13 protein-coding genes are annotated in these 19,223 nt (G+C 70.2%); 9 read left to right on the top strand and 4 right to left on the bottom strand.

Annotated features, from left to right (window positions below; translation table 11 throughout):
- Nucleotides 1-15 precede the first annotated feature (15 nt).
- From O7616_RS23145 to O7616_RS23130, 4 genes are all read right to left on the bottom strand, one after another.
- Nucleotides 16-1,158: a cellulose binding domain-containing protein gene (locus tag O7616_RS23145; protein WP_282303906.1), complete on the bottom strand. Its 1,143-nt coding sequence runs from the start codon at nucleotides 1,156-1,158 to the stop codon at nucleotides 16-18.
- Between the two features lie 281 nt (nucleotides 1,159-1,439).
- The gene (locus tag O7616_RS23140) at nucleotides 1,440-2,735 is read right to left on the bottom strand and encodes a vanadium-dependent haloperoxidase (RefSeq protein WP_282303905.1); all 1,296 of its coding nucleotides are present in this window, start codon (nucleotides 2,733-2,735) and stop codon (nucleotides 1,440-1,442) included.
- A gap of 109 nt (nucleotides 2,736-2,844) precedes the next feature.
- The gene (locus O7616_RS23135; RefSeq protein ID WP_282303904.1) at nucleotides 2,845-3,852 is read right to left on the bottom strand and encodes an acetylxylan esterase; all 1,008 of its coding nucleotides are present in this window, start codon (nucleotides 3,850-3,852) and stop codon (nucleotides 2,845-2,847) included.
- A 21-nt stretch (nucleotides 3,853-3,873) separates the two neighbouring features.
- A complete protein-coding gene (locus O7616_RS23130; RefSeq protein ID WP_282258928.1) occupies nucleotides 3,874-4,911 on the bottom strand; it encodes a LacI family DNA-binding transcriptional regulator in 1,038 nt (345 codons plus the stop codon).
- Nucleotides 4,912-5,225: 314 nt separating this feature from the next.
- Between O7616_RS23130 and O7616_RS23125 the strand changes: the two genes are divergently transcribed.
- The 9 genes from O7616_RS23125 to O7616_RS23085 all read left to right on the top strand — a co-directional run bounded on the left by O7616_RS23125 (nucleotide 5,226) and on the right by O7616_RS23085 (nucleotide 19,160).
- Entirely contained in the window at nucleotides 5,226-7,589 is a 2,364-nt protein-coding gene (locus O7616_RS23125) for a glycoside hydrolase family 3 N-terminal domain-containing protein (RefSeq protein WP_282303903.1), read from the top strand.
- A gap of 9 nt (nucleotides 7,590-7,598) precedes the next feature.
- On the top strand, nucleotides 7,599-8,582 hold the full coding sequence (locus O7616_RS23120) for an ABC transporter permease subunit (RefSeq protein WP_282303902.1): 984 nt from the start codon (nucleotides 7,599-7,601) through the stop codon (nucleotides 8,580-8,582).
- Nucleotides 8,579-9,487, top strand: a complete 909-nt coding sequence (locus tag O7616_RS23115; protein WP_282258933.1) for a carbohydrate ABC transporter permease — start codon at nucleotides 8,579-8,581, stop codon at nucleotides 9,485-9,487. Before O7616_RS23120 ends, O7616_RS23115 begins: the two co-directional genes overlap by 4 nt.
- A gap of 52 nt (nucleotides 9,488-9,539) precedes the next feature.
- On the top strand, nucleotides 9,540-11,177 hold the full coding sequence (locus O7616_RS23110; RefSeq protein WP_282303900.1) for an extracellular solute-binding protein: 1,638 nt from the start codon (nucleotides 9,540-9,542) through the stop codon (nucleotides 11,175-11,177).
- A 118-nt stretch (nucleotides 11,178-11,295) separates the two neighbouring features.
- Entirely contained in the window at nucleotides 11,296-11,985 is a 690-nt protein-coding gene (locus O7616_RS23105) for a YesL family protein (RefSeq protein ID WP_282303899.1), read from the top strand.
- A complete protein-coding gene (locus tag O7616_RS23100) occupies nucleotides 11,982-14,015 on the top strand; it encodes a beta-galactosidase (protein ID WP_282303898.1) in 2,034 nt (677 codons plus the stop codon). The genes O7616_RS23105 and O7616_RS23100 overlap by 4 nt, the downstream gene beginning before the upstream one ends.
- A complete protein-coding gene (locus O7616_RS23095; RefSeq protein ID WP_282303897.1) occupies nucleotides 14,012-16,150 on the top strand; it encodes an alpha-glucuronidase in 2,139 nt (712 codons plus the stop codon). Before O7616_RS23100 ends, O7616_RS23095 begins: the two co-directional genes overlap by 4 nt.
- A gap of 262 nt (nucleotides 16,151-16,412) precedes the next feature.
- Nucleotides 16,413-17,738, top strand: a complete 1,326-nt coding sequence (locus O7616_RS23090) for a PHB depolymerase family esterase (RefSeq protein WP_282303896.1) — start codon at nucleotides 16,413-16,415, stop codon at nucleotides 17,736-17,738.
- A gap of 39 nt (nucleotides 17,739-17,777) precedes the next feature.
- Nucleotides 17,778-19,160, top strand: a complete 1,383-nt coding sequence (locus O7616_RS23085) for an endo-1,4-beta-xylanase (protein WP_282258940.1) — start codon at nucleotides 17,778-17,780, stop codon at nucleotides 19,158-19,160.
- Nucleotides 19,161-19,223 lie beyond the last annotated feature (63 nt).

Genomic DNA, 19,223 nt, shown 5'->3' with positions numbered 1-19,223 from the left:
CCGCCACCGGCGGTGTCAGGCGACCGTGCAGGCGGTGCCGTTGAGGGTGAACGCGGACGGGCGGCCACTGTTGCCGGTGTGAGTCGCCTGGAAGCCGATGTCGACGGACGTGTTCGGCGCGATCGTCGCGTTGTAGGAGACGTTGCGGGCGGTGACCGCGCCACTGGACGGGGAGTAGCCGGCGTTCCAGCCGCTGGTGATGCTCTGCCCACTGGGCAGCGTGAACGCCAGGGCCCAACCGTTGACCGGCGTGCCGCTCGTGTTGGTCACCGAGATGGACGCGGTGAGACCGCTGTTCCAGGCGTTCACCGTGTACGCGACACGACAGTCACCCGACGGGGCGGGCGTCGTCGGCGGGGGAGTGGTGGGCGGAGGAGTGGTCGGCGGGGTGTCGCCGCCGATGCTTCCAGGCACCGCCCGGAGGGCGTCGTACCAGGTGGCGGCCATCTTGCGGTAGCCGGTGGCGTTGGGGTGCACGCCGTCGGCCAGGTCGCTGAGCGTCAGGGCGCGGTACATGTCGACGAGGTGTACGCGCTTCCCGGCGGCCGCCCTGCTCTGCACGATCCCGGGGATCGCGTTGTTGTACCCCCGGACCTGGTTGTCCGCGCCGGACTTCGGAATGATCGTGGCGACGAACACGTCGGCGTTCGGGGCGGTGTCGGTGATCCGGTCGACGAGGGTGGCCAGCCGACCCGGGGCGCCGGACGTGTCACCGTACATGTCGTTGGTGCCGATGTGCAGCAGCACGGTCCGGGGGTTCGTGGCCCGCAACCAGTTGACGACGTTGGCGTCGATCTGGGCGATCGTCCACCCGGAATGCCCCTGGTGGTCGTGGTCGCCGAGACTGGCCGGGCCGTTGAACTGCGAGCCGACGAAGTCGACCCGGTAACCGCCGGCGGTGAACCGCTGCCACAGTTCGATCCGGTAGCCGCCGGGGACGTTGAACCCGTCGGTGATCGAGTCACCGAGCGGCATCACGCGGACGCCGCCGTTGGACTCCGCGTTCGCCGGACTGGTCGCGATCGGTACGGCGGAGATCATGGCGGCGACGGTGGCCAGGGCGGACCACCACAGGCGAGCCCGGCAGGGCCGCGACATCGTGGCAGCGGCGGCGGTGGGTGCGGGAGGGACGGGACGGCCGAGCATCGAACTGCTCATGGAGATTCCTCTGGTGGGGTGCGCGGCAACGGCGGCCGCCGACGGGACGGCTGCCACCCTGACGCGGTACGCGGAGGTGGGCGTCGCGTCACGACCAGAAGCCCGGACGTCTGCACTGGTGGTCGTGGCGCGGTGGCTCGCATCGGTCGGGCGTGGCGGGCCGATGGGCCGTGACGGAGGTGTGCCCTGCACCTCGCCGACGCACCATAGCGGGTTATCGCTGACACCGGCAATGCGCCGAGCCCGCGACTGGCCGGCAGTGCGGACGGAGTCGCGGCCGGCTACTTCAGCGGGCGGAAGTAGTGCCGGATCGCATAGCGGGAGACCTCCTCGCCGATTTTCGCCCCCTCGACGTCAGCGGTGCGGAAGTGGACGCCGCCCCAGACGCGTGCGCCGATGAGTTCGTCGAGCGCTTGCGCGAAGCTGGTGAACTGCCGGGTCGTGCCGGAGTCGGCGCTGGACCCGCTGAACGTGATGTCGTCTCGGCCGAAGAAGTGTCGGTACAGCGACATCCGCGCACCGGTGCCGCAGGCGTGGCCGGAGGGGTACTCGGGGAAGGGCGGCGTGACGAGCAGCGGCTGCCAGCCGGGGTCGGCGGTCGTCCTCGGGTTGCCGTCCGTGCCGGCCAATGGAATCGCGGTGACCGGACGCCAGTAGCTCCAGACGTCCTTCTGGCTGAAGCACGCCACGCCGGAGTCGGCCACGATGAGGTCGGTCATCGCGAAGAAGCGCGCGGTCTGCAGGGCGTCCAGCTGTCGGGTGGTGGCGAGCTGTCGCTTGATCTCCCAGGAGGCGGATCGCCGGTCGTGCCACCAGATCGCGGCCTCCGTCTGGTCCTGCGTGCGCGCCGTGCTCGTCGCGGAGCCGAACTCCTTCACCTCGTTGAGGTCGCGGGCGTAGGCGCTGCTGGTCAGTCGCGGCGGCTCGGGGGCGCGGAACGTCGACGCGCGGGGGATGAGGAACGGCCGCATGTGGCCGGTCCAGGCGCCCTGGGACAGGAACAGCGGCGGCGTGGGTCGCCACTGGCCGGGCGTCGTCCCGTGGCGCCACTGCTGGTCCCCGAACGCGCCGTCGTCCTGCCGTGCGGTGACCATCGCGGCCGCGGCTCGCGCCCCGATCCTGATGCCGCCCTGCTTCGACCGTCCGTCGCGGATCGTGGCGAGAGCCGCGTCGTACTGTGCCCGAAGCCGTTCCCGCTGATCGGGAAAGAGCGCGGCGAGTACGTCATGGGCGGCGCTGGCGACGGCGGCGTCCACCGACTCGGTCCCGCTCGACGGCGGTGCGGTGAGGTACGGCTGGTATGGGGTGCCGGCGATGGCGTTCAGCGCGTCGTAGACGGCCCCGTTCACCATTGCGAAACTGCGCACCTGCTCGTTCGGTTGCTGAGCCGCGACATCCCAGATCGCCGTCTGGGCATTCAGGTCCCAGGTGATCACCGGATTGGCGCGTGCGGTGTCGGGGACCGCGGCTGCGGGCACCGGCCCGGTCATGGTGGCGACGACCATCGCGCCGAGCGCGATCGTCGCGGGAATGGCGCGTGATCGGATCAGGTGACGTGATTGCGGGCGGCTCCTCATGATCTCCCCCGTCGGTCGGTTGTCGATGCCGGCTGTCGAACGCAGGCGGCGTGCGAGGCGCAATCGATGACGACCGAAAATAACATCGATGGCTCTTGATCGGCGGTGGTCACACCGCGGATGCGTGGGTGGGATGGAGCACCGCGGCGAGCCAGCGCAGTTGACGTCGGACGTGGACCGCTTCGCCGCCCTCGTGGCCGTTGAACGGGTACACGTGGATCTCGCGCTCCGGCGGGGCCGGTCGACCGTTGGCGACACCGTAGTGGTTGTAGGCGGCGAAGGCGGTTCGCGGCGGGCAGACGGTGTCGCGTCGGCCGACCCCGAACTGCGCCGGTGCCGTCGCCCGCCGGGCGAAGGCGACAGCGTCCACGTAGGACAGCGTGCGCCACACGGCCTCCTCGGCCTCCCGATGCACGGCCAGGTAACGGGCGATCTCGCCGTACGGCGCGAGGTCGGTGAGCTGGACGGCGCTTCGCATGTCGCAGAGGAACGGCGCGCTGGTCAGCACCGCGGCGAGGTCGTCGACGAGACCGGCCACCGCCAGGGCGAGGCCGCCGCCCTGGCTGTTGCCGACCACGCTGACCCGGTCGGCGTCGACCCCGGGCAGGGCGCGGACCGCCTGCACCGCCCGGACCGCGTCGGTGATCAGACGGCGGTAGTGGTAGTCGCGCGGATCGAGGATCCCCCAGGTGACCGGCCAGGGCCCGCCCGGCGCACCGTGCCGGTCGGGGGTGTCCCCGGCGCCGTACTGCCCCGCCTGGCCCCGGTTGTCCATCAACAGGTGCGCGTACCCGGCCACCGGCCAGGTCAGCCGCTCGTGCGGCAGGCCGCGGCCCCGTCCGTAGCCCGCGTACTCGACCACGGTCGGCAGTGCCTCCCCGACACCGGCCGGGCGGGTGTACCAGGCCCGCACGGGGTCGCCACCGAAGCCGCTGAACGTGACATCCCAGGAGTCGAGCAGCCGCAGGTCGGTGGGCTCCGGACGGACGTCGACGAGCACCGGTCGGGTCGCCGCCTCGGCGAGCGTGTCCCGCCAGAACGTGTCGAAGTCGTCGGGCTCGGCGACGTCCGGGGCGTACCGCCGGAGCTCGTCGAGGGTGAAGGCGGTGTAGGGCACGGGTCCTCGCAGGGGCCGGGGTCAGTGCGGGTCGGCGGGTGGTGCGGTGCTCTCCCGGACGACCAGTTCGGTCACCAGGTCGATCCGGCTGGTCGCCGGCTCGTTGCCTCTGGTCAGGTCCAGCAACATCTGGGTGGCGATGCCGGCCATGTCGCGCAACGGTTGGTTGATCGTGGTGAGGGCCGGGTCGGTCCAGGCGGAGACGGGCAGATTGTCGTACCCGATCACCGAGAGGTCCTCGGGCACTCGCAGCCCGCACTGGCGGGCGGCCCGGAGCACCCCCATCGCCTGGATGTCCGAGCCCGCGAAGATCGCCGTGGGTCGGTCCGGTCGGCGGAGCAGCTGGAGGCCGTGGGTATGCCCGGCGCCGGCGGAGAAGCCGCCGTAGCGGACCAGTTCGCGGTCGACCACCATGCCGGCCTCCTCGTGGGCCGACTGGAAGCCGGCGGCCCGGGCGCGGCTGCACAGCACGTCGGGTGGTCCGGAGATCACCGCGATCCGCCGGTGACCGAGGTCCAGGAGGTGCCGGGCGGCGAGCAGACCGCCGTTCCAGTTGTTCGAGCCGACGGTCGGCACGGAGGCCGAGGTCGCGCTGTCGGTGTCGACGACGACGAACGGAATGCCCTGGCGTCGCAGGTGTTGTTGCTGGGCCTCGGCCAGATGGGAGAGGACGAACACCACACCCAGGGGGCGGTCGACGAGCAGTGCCTCCAGCCATCGGGTCGGCGGGCGGTGCGCGCCGTCGAGTTGGGCCACCGACAAGCCGACGCCGGCCGCGGTCGTCACCGCCTCCACGCCGCGCAGGATCTCCATCGCCCATCCGGTGTCGAACTCGTGGAACACGAGTTCGACGCGTCCGCTGCCGGTCGACGGCCGGCGGGCGCGGCGCTGGTACTGGTGGCGGTCCAGGCTCGCCTCCACCCGGGCTCTGGTGCCGGGAGCGACGTCGCCACGTCCGTTGAGGACCTTGGACACCGTCGCGACCGAGACGCCGACGTCGTTGGCGATCGTCGCGATGGTGGTGGAGGTGGGTGGGTCGAGTGGGCGGTGCTCCGTCATCGCAGCCTCACGCAACATCCGAAAGTTTCGGCAGACCCTAACACGATCGTCCATTCCCGCCAGTCGATGCTGTCGCCGCCTCGACCGTCCCGCCCACCCCGTGGTTCGTGAGCAGTCGATGCGCTGGAACGAGTCAGGGCGTTCCGCAACCGATCGGCGAAGGTCCATGGCAGCCCTTGACACTCATCGATGGGGCACTTAGGTTGCCGAAAAGGTTACGCGGGGTTCCGGAAAGTTTCGGATCGTGGGAATCGTCGGCTGTGAACCGAGCTCCGTGGGGGCGCGGGAGGTGGCCGGAGCTGAGGGGTCGTGGCATGAGAAGTCAGTTGCCCGGGGACGGCGGCGCCGAGCCGTGGCGCGATTCGCGGCTGTCGCCGCCCGAGCGGGCCGAGGCGCTCGTGCCCATGATGTCGCTGGAGGAGAAGGTCGCCCAACTCGTCGGGGTCTGGGTCGGCGCCGACGCCACCGGTGAGGGCGTCGCACCGCACCAGTCCGACATGATCAGCGAGACGCCGCAGTGGGACAGCGTCATCCGGTACGGGTTGGGCCAGCTCACCCGACCGTTCGGCACCGCGCCGGTCGACCCGGTGCTCGGCGCCCGGTCGCTGGCCGCCTCGCAGGCGCAGATCGTCGCCGCCAGCCGGTTCGGTATTCCGGCGCAGGTGCACGAGGAATGCCTCACCGGGTTCGCGGCGTTCCGGGCCACCGTCTACCCGACCCCGCTCGGCTGGGGCGCGTCCTTCGACCCCGACCTGGTCGAGGCGATGGCCGACCGGATCGGGCGCTCCATGCGCGCCGCCGGTGTGCACCAGGGCCTCGCCCCGGTGCTGGACGTCACCCGCGACTACCGCTGGGGCCGCACCGAGGAGACGATCGGCGAGGATCCCTACCTGGTGGGGACGACGGGTGCCGCGTACGTGCGGGGCCTGGAGCGGGCGGGCGTGGTGGCCACACTGAAACACTTCGCCGGCTACTCGGCCTCGCGGGGCGGCCGCAACCACGCACCCGTGCCGATGGGCCCCCGGGAGTTGGCCGACGTCATCCTGCCGCCGTTCGAGATGGCGTTGCGCCACGGCGGTGCGCGCTCGGTGATGAACTCCTACGCGGAGATCGACGGTCTGCCCGTCGCCGCCGACCCCGGCCTGTTGACCGGGCTGCTGCGCGACGAGTGGGGCTTCACCGGCACCGTCGTCGCCGACTACTTCGCCGTTCGTTTCCTGGAGACCCTGCACGGGGTCGCCGCCGACGCCGCCGACGCCGCCCGGCTCGCCCTGCGGGCCGGCATCGACGTCGAGCTGCCCACAGTGGACGCCTTCGGCGGGCCGCTGGTGGAGGCGGTACGTCGCGGTGAGGTCGACGAGGCACTGATCGACCGTGCGCTGCGGCGGGTGCTGATCCAGAAGATCGAGCTGGGTCTGCTCGACGAGGGTTGGCGGGCGGTGCCCGACGACGTGGCCTCCCTGCGGTTCGACGACGAGGTCAGCCAGGACATCGCCGTGCGCCTGGCGCGGGAGGCGGTCGTCCTGCTGCGCAACACCGGCGTCCTCCCGCTGGCCGTCGGCAGCCGGGTGGCAGTGGTCGGCCCGCTCGCCGACGATCCGATGGCCATGCTCGGCTGCTACACGTTCCCCAACCACGTGGGCGTGAACCACAGCGGGTTCGGGCTCGGCCTGGACATCCCCTCGTTGCGTGACGAGTTGGCCCGACGTGTCCCGCTGCTCACCCACGTACCCGGCTGCGGCATCACCGGCGAGGACACCTCGGGCATCCCGGCCGCGGTCGCCGCGGCGGCCGACGCCGACGTGTGCGTGCTCGCCGTCGGCGACCGGGCGGGGATGTTCGGCCGGGGCACCTCGGGCGAGGGCTGCGATGCTGTCGACCTGCGGCTGCCCGGTGTGCAGGCCGACCTGGTCCGGGCCGTTCTCGCCACCGGCACCCCGGTCGTCCTGGTGCTGATGGCGGGCCGCCCCTACGCGCTCGGGCCGGAGTTCGACGCCGCGGCGGCCGTGGTGCAGGCGTTCTTCCTCGGCCAACTCGGCGGGCAGGCGCTCGCCGAGGTGCTCACCGGCGAGGTCAACCCCTCCGGGCGGTTGCCGGTCAGTGTGCCCCGCGATGCGGGCGGGATGCCGAGCACCTACCTGTCACCGCCGCTCGGCCGGCGCAGCAAGGTCTCCTCGATCGACCCGACGCCGACCTACCCGTTCGGCCACGGGTTGAGCTACACCACCTTCGAGTGGTCCGACGCCACCATCGTCGAGGCGGCGGACGAGCCGGCGGTCTGGCCGGTCGACGGCGAGGTACGGGTGCGGATCACCGTCGCCAACACCGGTGACCGGGCCGGCACCGAGGTCGTGCAGCTCTACCTGCACGACCCCGTCGCGCAGACCACCCGCCCGGTGGTCCGGCTGGTCGGCTACACCCGGCTGCCGTTGGCGCCCGGCGAATCGGCGCACGTGACGTTCGGGGTACCGGCCGACATCGCCTCGTTCACCGGGCTCTCCGGCCGACGCATCGTCGAGCCCGGCGACGTCGAGCTGCGGTTCGGCCGGTCCAGCGACGACGTGGTGGCGAGTCTGCCGCTGCGGTTGACCGGCACCGAGCGCCAGGTCGGCCACCAACGGGAACTGCTCACGTCGGTGCGGATCGAGCCCCTCGTGGCCGTTCCGCAGTCCGTGTAGGAGGCCGTCGTGACATCCACGTTGCGGCCACCCCCGCCGGCGCCGCCACGCTCGCCGGCGGTTGCCAGCCCCGCCCATCCGCCGCGACGGCGCCGGACCTGGCGGCAGGCGCTGCGCCGGGACTGGCAGCTCTACTCGCTCGCGGTCCTGCCGCTGCTGTTCTTCCTGATCTTCCGGTACCTGCCGATGCTCGGGAACATCATCGCCTTCCGCCGTTTCAAGCCGGGCGGCAGCATCTTCGGTGAGTACTGGGTCGGGCTGCGGTACTTCCGGATGTTCTTCACCGACCCGACGTTCTGGGACGTGTTCACCAACACGCTGGTGCTCGGAGCGCTGACCCTGCTGGTCTGCTTCCCGCTGCCGATCGTGCTGGCGCTGCTGCTCAACGAGGTTCGTGCCCGCCGGTTCAAGCGGTTCGTGCAGTCCGTGTCGTACCTGCCGCACTTCCTGTCGATCGTGATCGTGGCGGCGATGATCGCGCAGTTCACCTCGGTCGGCGGTACGGCCAACCAGATCGTCGGGCTGTTCGGTGGTGACCCGGTGGCGTTCCTGCAGAAACCGGAGTGGTTCCGCACCATCTACGTCTCGTCGGAGGTCTGGCAGACCGTCGGTTGGGGCACGATCCTCTACCTCGCCGCCCTCACCACCATCGACGAGGACCTGTACGAGGCCGCCCGGATCGACGGCGCCAATCGGCTGCGGCAGACCTGGCACGTCACCCTGCCCGGCATCCGGCCCACCATGATGACGCTGCTGATCCTCAACATCGGCAGTTTCCTGGCGGTCGGGTTCGAGAAGATCCTGCTGCTCTACAACCCGCTGACGTACCCCACCGCGGACGTGGTCTCCACCTACCTGTTCCGGATGGGCTTCCAGTCCAGCAACTTCAGCTACGCCGCCGCCATCGGTCTCTTCGAGGCGGTGATCGGGCTGGTCCTGGTCCTGTCGGCGAACATCATCTCCCGTCGCACACTGGGGACGAGCCTGTGGTGATTCTCGGCGCGAATCGCGACGCCCCGAAGACGCGCGGCCCAGACGACAGCCGGGGTTACCGGATCTTCCGAATCGTCAACACGATCGTCCTGCTCGGCGTCGTGTTCGTGACGCTGTACCCGTTCCTCAACATCGTGGCCCGCTCGCTCAGCGAAGAGGCGTACATCCTCGCCGGGAAGGTGACCATCGTTCCGCGCGGGTTCGACCTGACCGCGTACGAGCTGCTGATGTCCGACGGGCTGTTCTGGACGAACTACCGCAACACCGTGGTCTACACGGTCGTCGCCACGCTCATCTCGATCGTGTTGACCACCTGCTACGCGTACGTGTTGTCGAAGCCCCAGCTCAAGGGGCGCGGCCTGCTGGTCGGTGTCGCGCTGTTCACCATGTTCTTCTCCGGCGGTCTGATCCCCAACTACGTGCTGGTCACCAGCCTGGGGATGAAGAACACCATCTGGGCTGTGGTGATCCCCAACGCCATCAGTGTGTTCAACCTGCTGGTCATGAAGGCGTTCTTCGAGAGCCTGCCGACCGAGTTGGAGGAGGCAGCCGCGGTCGACGGGCTGAACACGTACGGAATCCTGCTGCGCATCGTGCTGCCGCTGTCGAAGGCGATCATCGCGACGATGGTGCTCTTCTACGCGGTCTCCTTCTGGAACTCGTGGTTCACCGCCTTCCTCTACATGGACGAGCAGGACCTGCTCCCGGTGACGGTCTACCTCCGCAATCTCATCGCGGGCGCCACGAGCGCCGAGTCGGCCGCCGCCGACGCCGACAAGGTCCAGGCCGCGGCCACCCTCCAGGCCGTGACGATCGTGCTCACCACCCTGCCCATCCTGGCGGTCTACCCCTTCGTCCAGCGGTACTTCGTCCGCGGCGTGATGCTCGGCGCGGTGAAGGGATGACGTCGGCCGGCACACCGCTTCCACCGAAACCCCACCACCGAAAGGACGAGCCATGCTCCACAAGACGTGGCGCCGCGTGGCGGTAGCCACCGCGGGTCTACTCGCGCTCTCCCTCATCTCCGCGTGTTCCGAGGACCCCGGCGAGTCGAAGGACCTCTCCGAGAACCGGGTCGGCGCGATGGAGAAGTACGGTGTCGGCGACCAGTTCAAGGCCACCGAGGCGCTCTCCTTCTCCACTCTCTACAACAACCACACGTTCTACCCGCTCAAGGACGACTGGCTGTTCTGGTCCGAGTTGACCAAGCGGACCAACGTCAAGATCGAGCCGGTCGCCGTCCCGCTGAGCGACTACGAGCAGAAGCGCAGCCTGTTGATCGGCGCCGGGGACGCCCCGCTGATCATTCCGAAGACGTACCACCCGCAGGAGGACGCGTTCGTGTCCTCCGGGGCGATCCTCCCGGTCAGCGACTACCTGGATCTGATGCCCAACCTCAAGGACAAGATCACCAAGTGGAGCCTCCAGCCGGAGATCGACAACCTGCGGCAGGCCGACGGTAAGTTCTACCTGCTGCCCGGCCTGCACGAGAAGCCCACCCAGGACTACACGGTGCTGGTGCGCACCGACATCATGCAGGAGCTGAACCTGCCCACCCCGAAGACCTGGGACGACCTGTACGCGGTGCTCAAGGCGATGAAGGCGAAGTACCCGGACGTCTACCCGTACTCCGACCTCTTCAGCAAGCCCAACCCGACCGGCGCCCTGCTGGGCATCCTCGGCTCGTCGCACGGCACCTACGCGGGCTGGGACTTCCAGCACGCCACCTGGGACGCGACGGCGAAGAAGTTCACCTACACCGGCTCGTCGGAGCAGTACAAGCAGGTGGTCACGTACCTGCACAAGCTCGTCTCCGAAGGGCTGCTCGACCCGGAGAGCTTCACCCAGACCGACGACCAGGCACGCCAGAAGCTCGCCAACGGCAAGTCCTTCGTGGTCACCGGCAACGCGCAGACCCTGGTCAACAACCACCGCCCCGACCTGGCCAAGACCCTGCCGAACGCGAAGATGGCCAAGATCCCGCTGCCGATCGGCCCGGCCGGCGAGGTGAACCCGTTCCCCCGGCTGGAGAACGGCATCATGATCTCCTCGAAGGCCCGGGAGAGCAAGAACTTCGTGGCCATGATGCAGTTCATCGACTGGTTGTGGTATTCGGACGCCGGCCTGGAGTTCGCCCGCTGGGGCGTCGAGGGCACCACCTTCACCAAGGACGCCTCCGGCAAGCGCACGCTCGACCCCGGCATCGACTTCCTCGGCCTCCACCCGAAGGCGCCCAAGCACCTGCAGAAGGACTTCGGCTTCCACAACGGCGTCTTCGCCTACGGCGGCACGCCCGACCTGGTCCGTGGGTTCTTCTCCCCGGAGGAACTGGAGTTCCAGAAGGTGATGGACGCCCGCAAGCCGAGGGCGGTCCCCCCGCCGCGCCCGTTCACCGACGAGGAGCGCGAGCAGGTGTCGCTCTGGGAGACGCCGCTGAAGGACTTCGTCACCCAGAACACGCTGAAGTTCGCCCTCGGCCAGCGGCCCCTCAGCGAGTGGGACGCGTACGTGGCCGAGCTGAAGGCCAAGAACTCCGAGCAGTACATCGACCTGGTCAACAAGGCGTACGAGCGGTTCCAGAAGAACAACGGCTGATCGGCGCGGTGTCCGGTCGGGCGGGGTCACCCGCTCGACCGGACGCCCCGTCGACCACCGGCCGGTGCGACGCGCGCGACCCGCCCGCCCTCCGGCGAAGCGACCAGAAGGAGCGACAGTGAGTGGGGCGGCCCAGACCTGGCGACAGTTCGGCGACGGACCACTGTCGCGGATCAGCGCGCGGGTCTACATCCTGCTCGTGGTCGAGCTGCTGCTCCTGCTCACCGCAGTGCCCGGCCTGCTTCCGTTACTGCTGCTGGACCGCGACCCCAGCAACCTGCCGTTGGTCGCCCTGCTCCTGGTGCCGGTCGGCCCGGCGACCTCCGCCGCCCTGTACGCCCTGCGCCACCAGCGCCCCGACCTGACCGACCTGCGCCCGGCCGCCACGTTCTGGCGCGGGTACCGGACCAACCTGTCCGGCGCGCTGCGCGTCTGGACGCCGACGCTGCTGTGGCTGACCGTGCTCGCCATGAACCTCGCCTACCGGGACGCGGTCGGCCTGCCCGGCTGGTGGACGGTGCCGCTGGTCCTGCTCGCCGTGGCGGTGACACTCGCCGCGGCCAACGCCCTGGTGATCACCTCGCTGTTCGACTTCCGCACCCGGGACGTTCTCCGGCTGGCCGTGCACTTCCTCGTGCGTACCCCCGGAGTCACCGTCGGCACCGCGTTGCTGCTGGCGGCGGCGACCGGCGTCACCGCGGTCTTCTCGGAGGCGGTGCTGGTGCTGCTCGCCTCGGTCGCGGCCCTCGCGCTGCTGCGCGTCGGCGACCCGATGGTCGAGCTGATCCGGAAGGAGTTCACCTCATGAGCCTGCCCGTCACCGCGAAGGTGCCCTTCGGGGGCGACTACAACCCGGAGCAGTGGCCCGAGGACGTGTGGAAGCAGGACCACCGTCTCTTCGACAGCGCCCGGATCGACCTGGTCACGCTCGGCGTGTTCGACTGGGCGCTCACCCAGCCCGCCGAGGACGTGTACGACTTCTCGTTGCTGGACCGGATCGTGGAGCGGGCCGCCGCCGAGGGGCGCGGGATCTGCCTGGCGACCGGCACCGCGGCTCACCCGGCGTGGTTGGCGAAGGCGTACCCGGAGGTGACCCGCACCGACTTCGACGGTCGCAAGCACCGGTTCGGCCGCAGACACAACTCCTGCCCCAGCTCGCCGGTCTACCGCCGGCTCTCCGTCGAGCTGGCCCGCCGGGTCGCCCGTCGCTACGCCGACACCCCGGCGGTCGTGGCGTGGCACGTGGGCAACGAGTACGGCGGCGCCTGCTACTGCGAGCTGTGCGCGGACGGCTTCCGGGGCTGGCTGCGCAACCGCTACGGCACCCTCGACGACCTGAACGCGGCCTGGTACACGACCTTCTGGTCGCACACCTTCACCGACTGGGAGCAGATCGAGCCACCGTCGGCGTTGACCGAGCACTGGCGCGGCCCGGACCACACCGCGTTCCCGGGCATCACCCTCGACTACCTGCGGTTCTCCTCCGACGCGATGCTGGCCAACTTCCACGACGAGAAGGCCGCCATCCGGGAGTCCAGCCCCACCCTGCCGGTGACGACCAACTTCATGGGCATGTACCGGCCGATCGACTACCACCGCTGGGCGGCGCACCTGGACTTCGCCTCCTGGGACAACTACCCGCCCGACGACGAGTCGGCGGCCCGGATGGCGCTGACCCACGACCTGATGCGAGGGCTCAAGGACGGCCAGCCGTTCTGGTTGATGGAACAGTCCCCGGGCGTGACCGCGTGCCGCGACGTCAATCCGCTGAAGCGGCCCGGTCTCATGCGGCTGTGGAGTTGGCAGGCGGTGGCGCACGGCGCCGACGCGGTGCTGTTCTTCCAGCTGCGCGCCTCCCGGGGCGCCAGCGAGAAGTACCACGGCGCGGTCATCGGCCACTCCGGCCGCTCCGACACCCGCGTGTTCCGGGAGGTCGCCGAGCTGGGTGCCGAGTTGGACCGGCTCGGCTCGGCGTCGTTGGGCGCGCGGACGCCCGCCCGGGTGGCGCTGCTCTTCGACTGGGACAGCTGGTGGGCTCTGGAGATCTCCGACGGCCCGTCCCGACTGGTCCGCTACCAACAGGTCGTGCTCGCGTACCACCGGGCGCTATGGGACGCCGGGGTGGACCTGGACGTCGTCGCGGTGACCGCCGACCTGTCCGGCTACGACGTGGTCGTCGCGCCGGCCCTGCACATGCTCAAGGGCGACCTGGCGCAGCGCCTGGAGGACGTGGCGGCGCGCGGCGGGTCGGTGCTGACCACCTACCTGTCCGGTCGGGTGGACGAGAACGACCAGGCCTTCCTGATGGACGTGCCGGGCCCGCTCGGGCAGCTGACGGGTGTCCGGGTCGACGAGTGGGACGCCCGTGGCCCGGAGGTGGTCAACCCGGTCCGACTCGGTGACGGTGCCGAGGCTGTCGAGGTCGAGGCGCGGCTGCTGTTCGAGCTGGTGATCCCGCAGGGCGCGCAGGTGGTCGGCACCTACCAGGCCGACTTCTACGCGGGCACACCGGCGGTGACCCGCAACTCCTTCGGCGACGGTGACGGCTGGTACGTGGCGACCGACCTGGACCAGACCGGGGTCTCCTGGGTGGTCCGGCAGGTGCTCGCGCGGCACGACGTGATCGGGCCCTACCCGGACGTCGCGGACCTGGAATCCGCCGTCCGGGTCGCGCCGGACGGCTCGCGGCTGCTGTTCCTGCTCAACCACCGCGCCGACGCGGTCGAGGTGCCCGCCCGTCGCGGCGGGGTCGACCTGCTCACCGGTGACCGGATCTGGACCGGTTCGACGATGCGCCTGCCGGCGTACGGAGTCGTGGTGTTGAAGGAGGACTGGTGAACGCCGACGAGTCGGTCCACCTGGAGCAACTGATGTTCGTCGACGATCCGATGGAGACCGAGGAGCCACGCGTGCACCCGGCCTGGCTGCCCCCGGAGGCGTTCCGGTCGCTCGGCGCGCGCCGCGTCCTCGTCCACGGTGACGGGTTGATCGTCGACACCGTGCTGCACGAGGTGTCGCGGGCCTGCGCCCGCTACGGCGGGCGGGTGTGGCATTCCCCCTCCTGGGACGTCGACGTCGACCTCGTGTTCGCCGTGCGCGGCGCGGACGAGTTACCCAACTCGGTGGTGCGGTCGGCGCGGGCGGCCGGAGAGGCGGCGCTGACCGAGCTCGGCGACGCCGGGCCGCTCGGCGACGAGGGCTTCCTGCTCACCCGCGACGGTGACGTGACGGTGGTGCTGGCCGACGCGCCCGCCGGCCTGCTGTACGGACTGTTCCACGTGGTCCGGCTCTGCGCGGCGGCCTTCGACGCCGAGCGTCCTGCCGAGCGGCACCGACCGGCGCTGCGTCGGCGGATGCTGGACCACTGGGACAACGTGGCCGTGCACCCGGTGATGGGCCAGGTCGAACGGGGGTACGCGGGCGGCTCGATCTTCTGGCAGGACGGCCGTCCGCGTGGTGACCTGGCCCGCATCCGGGAGTACGGGCGACTGTTGGCCGCGAGCGGTGTCAACGCGATCTCGGTGAACAACGTCAACGTCGCCCGGACCGAGGCGCTGCTGCTCACCGACCGGCTCGGCGACGTCGCCGAGATCGCCGACGTGCTGCGTCCGTACCACATCCGGGTGCACCTGTCGGTGACCTTCGCCGCGCCGGTGGTCCTCGGCGGCCTGGCGACGGCCGATCCCCTGGACGAAGGGGTGCGGGCCTGGTGGGCCGCGACCACCCGCGCGGTGTACGACCGCATCCCGGACTTCGGCGGCTACGTGGTGAAGGCCGACTCGGAGGGGCAACCCGGCCCGTTCACCTACGGGCGTGACCACGCCGACGGGGCGAACATGCTGGCCGAGGCGCTGGCCCCGTTCGGGGGAGTGGTGCACTGGCGGGCGTTCGTCTACAACCACCACCAGGACTGGCGGGACCGGTCCACCGACCGGGCGCGCGCCGCGTACGACCATTTCGCCCCGCTCGACGGCCGCTTCCGCACCAACGTGGTCGTGCAGGTGAAGTACGGTCCGGTGGACTTCCAGACCCGGGAACCGGTCTCCCCGGTGATCGCCGCGATGCCGGCCACCCGGGTGGCGGTGGAGTTCCAGGTCACCCAGGAGTACACCGGCCAGCAGCGGCACGTCTGCCACCTCGGCCCGTGGTGGAGCGAGGTGCTGCGGTTCACGCCCTGGGGTCCGGACGGGCGGGCGGTGGCCGACGTGGTGGCGGGGGAGTCCGGCGCGGGCGGCGGCCTGGTGGCGGTCGCCAACGTGGGCGACGACCTCTTCTGGACCGGGCACCCGTTGGCGCAGGCCAACCTGTACACGTTCGGCCGGCTGGCCTGGGACCCCCGGCGGGACCCCACGGCGGTCCTCGACGAATGGATCATGCTGACCTTCCCGCCGTCGGCGACCGCCGACCCGGACCTCGTGCGGCGGACGCTGCACGAGGTCATGGACGACTCGTGGCGCACCTACGAGCGGTACACCGCCCCGCTGGGCGTCGGCTTCATGGTCAATCCCGGCGACCACTACGGCCCCGGGGTCGACGGGTACGAGTACACGCGGTGGGGCACCTACCACTTCGCCGACCGCGACGGTGTCGGCGTGGACCGCACCCGCGCGTCGGGCACCGGGTTCACCGGCCAGTACCCGCCGCACTGGGCGCAGGTGTACGAGTCGCTGGAAACCTGCCCGGACGAGCTGTTGCTCTTCTTCCACCACGTCCCGTACGGGCACGTGCTGCACAGCGGGTCGACGGTCATCCAGCACATCTACGACACCCACTTCGCCGGCGTCGAGGAGGTGGCCGCGATGCGGCGGCGGTGGCGGGCGCTGAACGGGATGATCGATCCGGCGGTGTACGAGCGGGTCGCCGAACGCCTCGACGAGCAGGTGCGGTGCGCCACCGAGTGGCGCGACCAGATCAACACGTACTTCTACCGCAAGTCCGGCGTGCCCGACGAGCGAGGGCGGGACATCTACTGACCCTCCCGTCGGTCGTCCGGCATGTTCCGAGAACATCCCGGTAACTGGTCGCCGATTATCGTCGGCGATGACCTCCGTCGATGCCGTCGAGCCCGCAGGTGATCCCGGAAACCGTTGCGGCGAAAGGTTTCCGGAAGTCTTGACAATCGAGTCTGCTCGATTGAAGCTGACTTGGTCACGCGAGCCGCGGTCAAGGTCGGGCGAAGGGCAGTCCTCGACTTGAGTCCCCTTCCACGCGCCTTTTTCGCAAGGGATCGCGACCATGACACTGAAGACCCGGATGCTCGGCGTCGCCATGGCGGCCGTCACACTGGCCGCCGCCGCGTTGACGTTCGCCGCGCCGGCGTCGGCGGCGACGCTGACGCAGGTGACCAACTTCGGCACCAACCCCACCAACCTGCAGATGCACCTCTACGTCCCGGACCGGGTGGCGTCCCGGCCGGCGATCCTCCTGGCCATGCACTACTGCACCGGCACGGGCCCCGCGTTCCACTCCGGCACGCAGTACGCGTCCCTCGCGGACCGGTACGGGTTCATCGTGATCTATCCGTCGGCGACCCGCAGCAGCAAATGCTGGGACGTGTACTCGCCCCAGGCGCTACGCCGTGGCGGCGGCAGCGACCCGGTCGGGCTCATGTCGATGGTCGACTACGTGCGACAGCGGTATTCCGCCGACCCCGCACGGATCTTCGCGACCGGCACCTCGTCCGGGGCGATGATGACGAACGTCATGCTGGGCGTCTACCCGGACGTGTTCGCGGCCGGCGCGTCCTTCGCCGGGGTGCCGTTCGCCTGCTTCGCCACCGGCGGCACCTCCGAGTGGAACAGCCAGTGCGCGAACGGGCAACTCATCAGGACCGCACAGCAGTGGGGTGACCTGGTCCGCGAGGCGTACCCGGGCTACACCGGCCAGCGGCCCCGGATGCAGATCTGGCACGGCACCAACGACGACACGCTGCGCTACCCGAACTTCGGTGAGCAGCTCAAGCAGTGGACCAACGTGCACGGGCTGAGCCAGACTCCGACGTACACCGACTCCCCGCAGTCCGGCTACACCCGCACCCGGTACGGCAGCAGCGGCCCGACGGCCCCGGTCGAGGCGATCAGCATGCAGGGCGTAACCCACAACATCCCGGTCGACGCCGCGCAGGTGATCCGCTTCTTCGGCCTCGACGGCACCGCGCCGCCGACGACCCCGCCGCCGACGACCCCGCCTCCGACGACTCCGCCGCCGACCACCCCACCGCCGACCACTCCACCTCCGAGCGGTGGTGCCTGCCGGGTCGGCTACACGGTCAACGCCTGGAACAGCGGGCTCACCGCGAGCGTGACCATCACCAACACCGGTTCCGCCGCCGTGAACGGGTGGGCGTTGACCTTCACGCTGCCCAGCGGACAGCGCATCACCAGCGGCTGGAACGCCCAGTACGCCCCGACGAGCGGCGCGGTCACCGCCCGCAACGTCTCCTACAACCCCACCATCGCCCCGAACGCGTCGGTCGAGATCGGCTTCCAGGCCACGCACGAGGGCGGTACCGGCAAACCCTCGTCGTTCGCCCTCAACGGTGCCGCCTGTTCGGTGTCCTGATTTTCCTTCCCACCCACCACACAGAAGGAGTCGCCCGAGATGAGAAGGACCAGATGGAAGGCGGCATCGAGAGCCGCCATGGCGCTGACCGGCGTGGGCGCCCTCGCCGCCGGCATGGCGCTGTTCATGACGGCACCGGCCGCCGCCGGCACGACCCTGGGCGCGTCCGCCGCCGAGAAGGGTCGGTACTTCGGCGCGGCGGTGGCGGCGTACAAGCTGTCCGACTCGGCGTACACGACGATTTTGAACCGTGAGTTCAACTCGGTGACGCCCGAGAACGAGATGAAGATGAACGCGACCGAGCCGCAGCAGGGGCGGTTCAGCTTCACCGACGCCGACCGGATCGTCAACCACGCCATCAGCCGGGGCATGAGCGTGCGGGGGCACACCCTCGCCTGGCACTCGCAGCAGCCGGGGTGGATGGAGAGCATGAGCGGCAGCGCGCTGCGCTCGGCGATGCTCAACCACGTCACCCAGGTGGCCACCTACTACCGGGGCAAGATCCACTCGTGGGACGTGGTGAACGAGGCGTTCGCCGACGGCAGCTCCGGCGCCCGTCGCGACTCCAACCTGCAGCGCACCGGTAACGACTGGATCGAGGCGGCGTTCCGGGCGGCCGACGCGGCCGACCCGAACGCGAAGCTGTGCTACAACGACTACAACACCGACAACTGGACGCACGCGAAGACGCAGGCCGTGTACAACATGGTGCGCGACTTCAAGGCGCGTGGTGTGCCGATCGACTGCGTCGGGTTCCAGTCGCACTTCAACAACGACTCCCCGTACGTCAGCAACTACCGCACCACGCTGTCCAGCTTCGCGGCGCTCGGTGTGGACGTGCAGATCACCGAGTTGGACATCCAGGGCGCGTCGCCGAACACCTACCGCAGCGTGGTGGAGGACTGCCTCGCCGTCTCGCGTTGCACCGGGATCACGGTGTGGGGCATCCGGGACAGTGACTCGTGGCGCGCCAGCCAGACCCCGCTGCTGTTCAACAGCAACGGCTCGAAGAAGCCGGCGTACGACGCGGTGCTCGCCGCGCTGAACAACGGCACCACGCCGACGGACCCGCCGCCCACCACCACGCCGCCGCCGACCGACCCGCCGCCCACGACCCCGCCCCCGGGCCCGGGTGGCTGCACCGCGACGGTGTCGGTGAACCAGTGGACAGGTGGTTTCGTGGCGAGCGTGCGGGTGACCGCCGGCTCATCGGCCCTCAACGGCTGGACGGTGACGATCGCGCTGCCATCGGGAGCGACGGTCACCAACGCGTGGAGCGCCGACCGCAGCGGTAACACCGGCACCACGAACTGGCGCAACGTGTCCTACAACGGTCAGGTCGGCGCCGGGCAGTCCACCGAGTTCGGGTTCCAGGCCAACGGCACCGCCGGCACCCTGAGCCCCACCTGCTCCGCAGGCTGAGAAACCCCCGGCCGGTGCGGAGGCGACCCGCCCCCGCACCGGCCCCACCCCAGTGGGTGATCA

Origin of the sequence: Micromonospora sp. WMMD964, from assembly GCF_029581455.1 — a bacterium.
Taxonomy (GTDB): domain Bacteria; phylum Actinomycetota; class Actinomycetes; order Mycobacteriales; family Micromonosporaceae; genus Micromonospora.
Note: the sequence above shows the minus strand (reverse complement) of the source record. Positions and strands in the feature narration are given on the sequence as shown.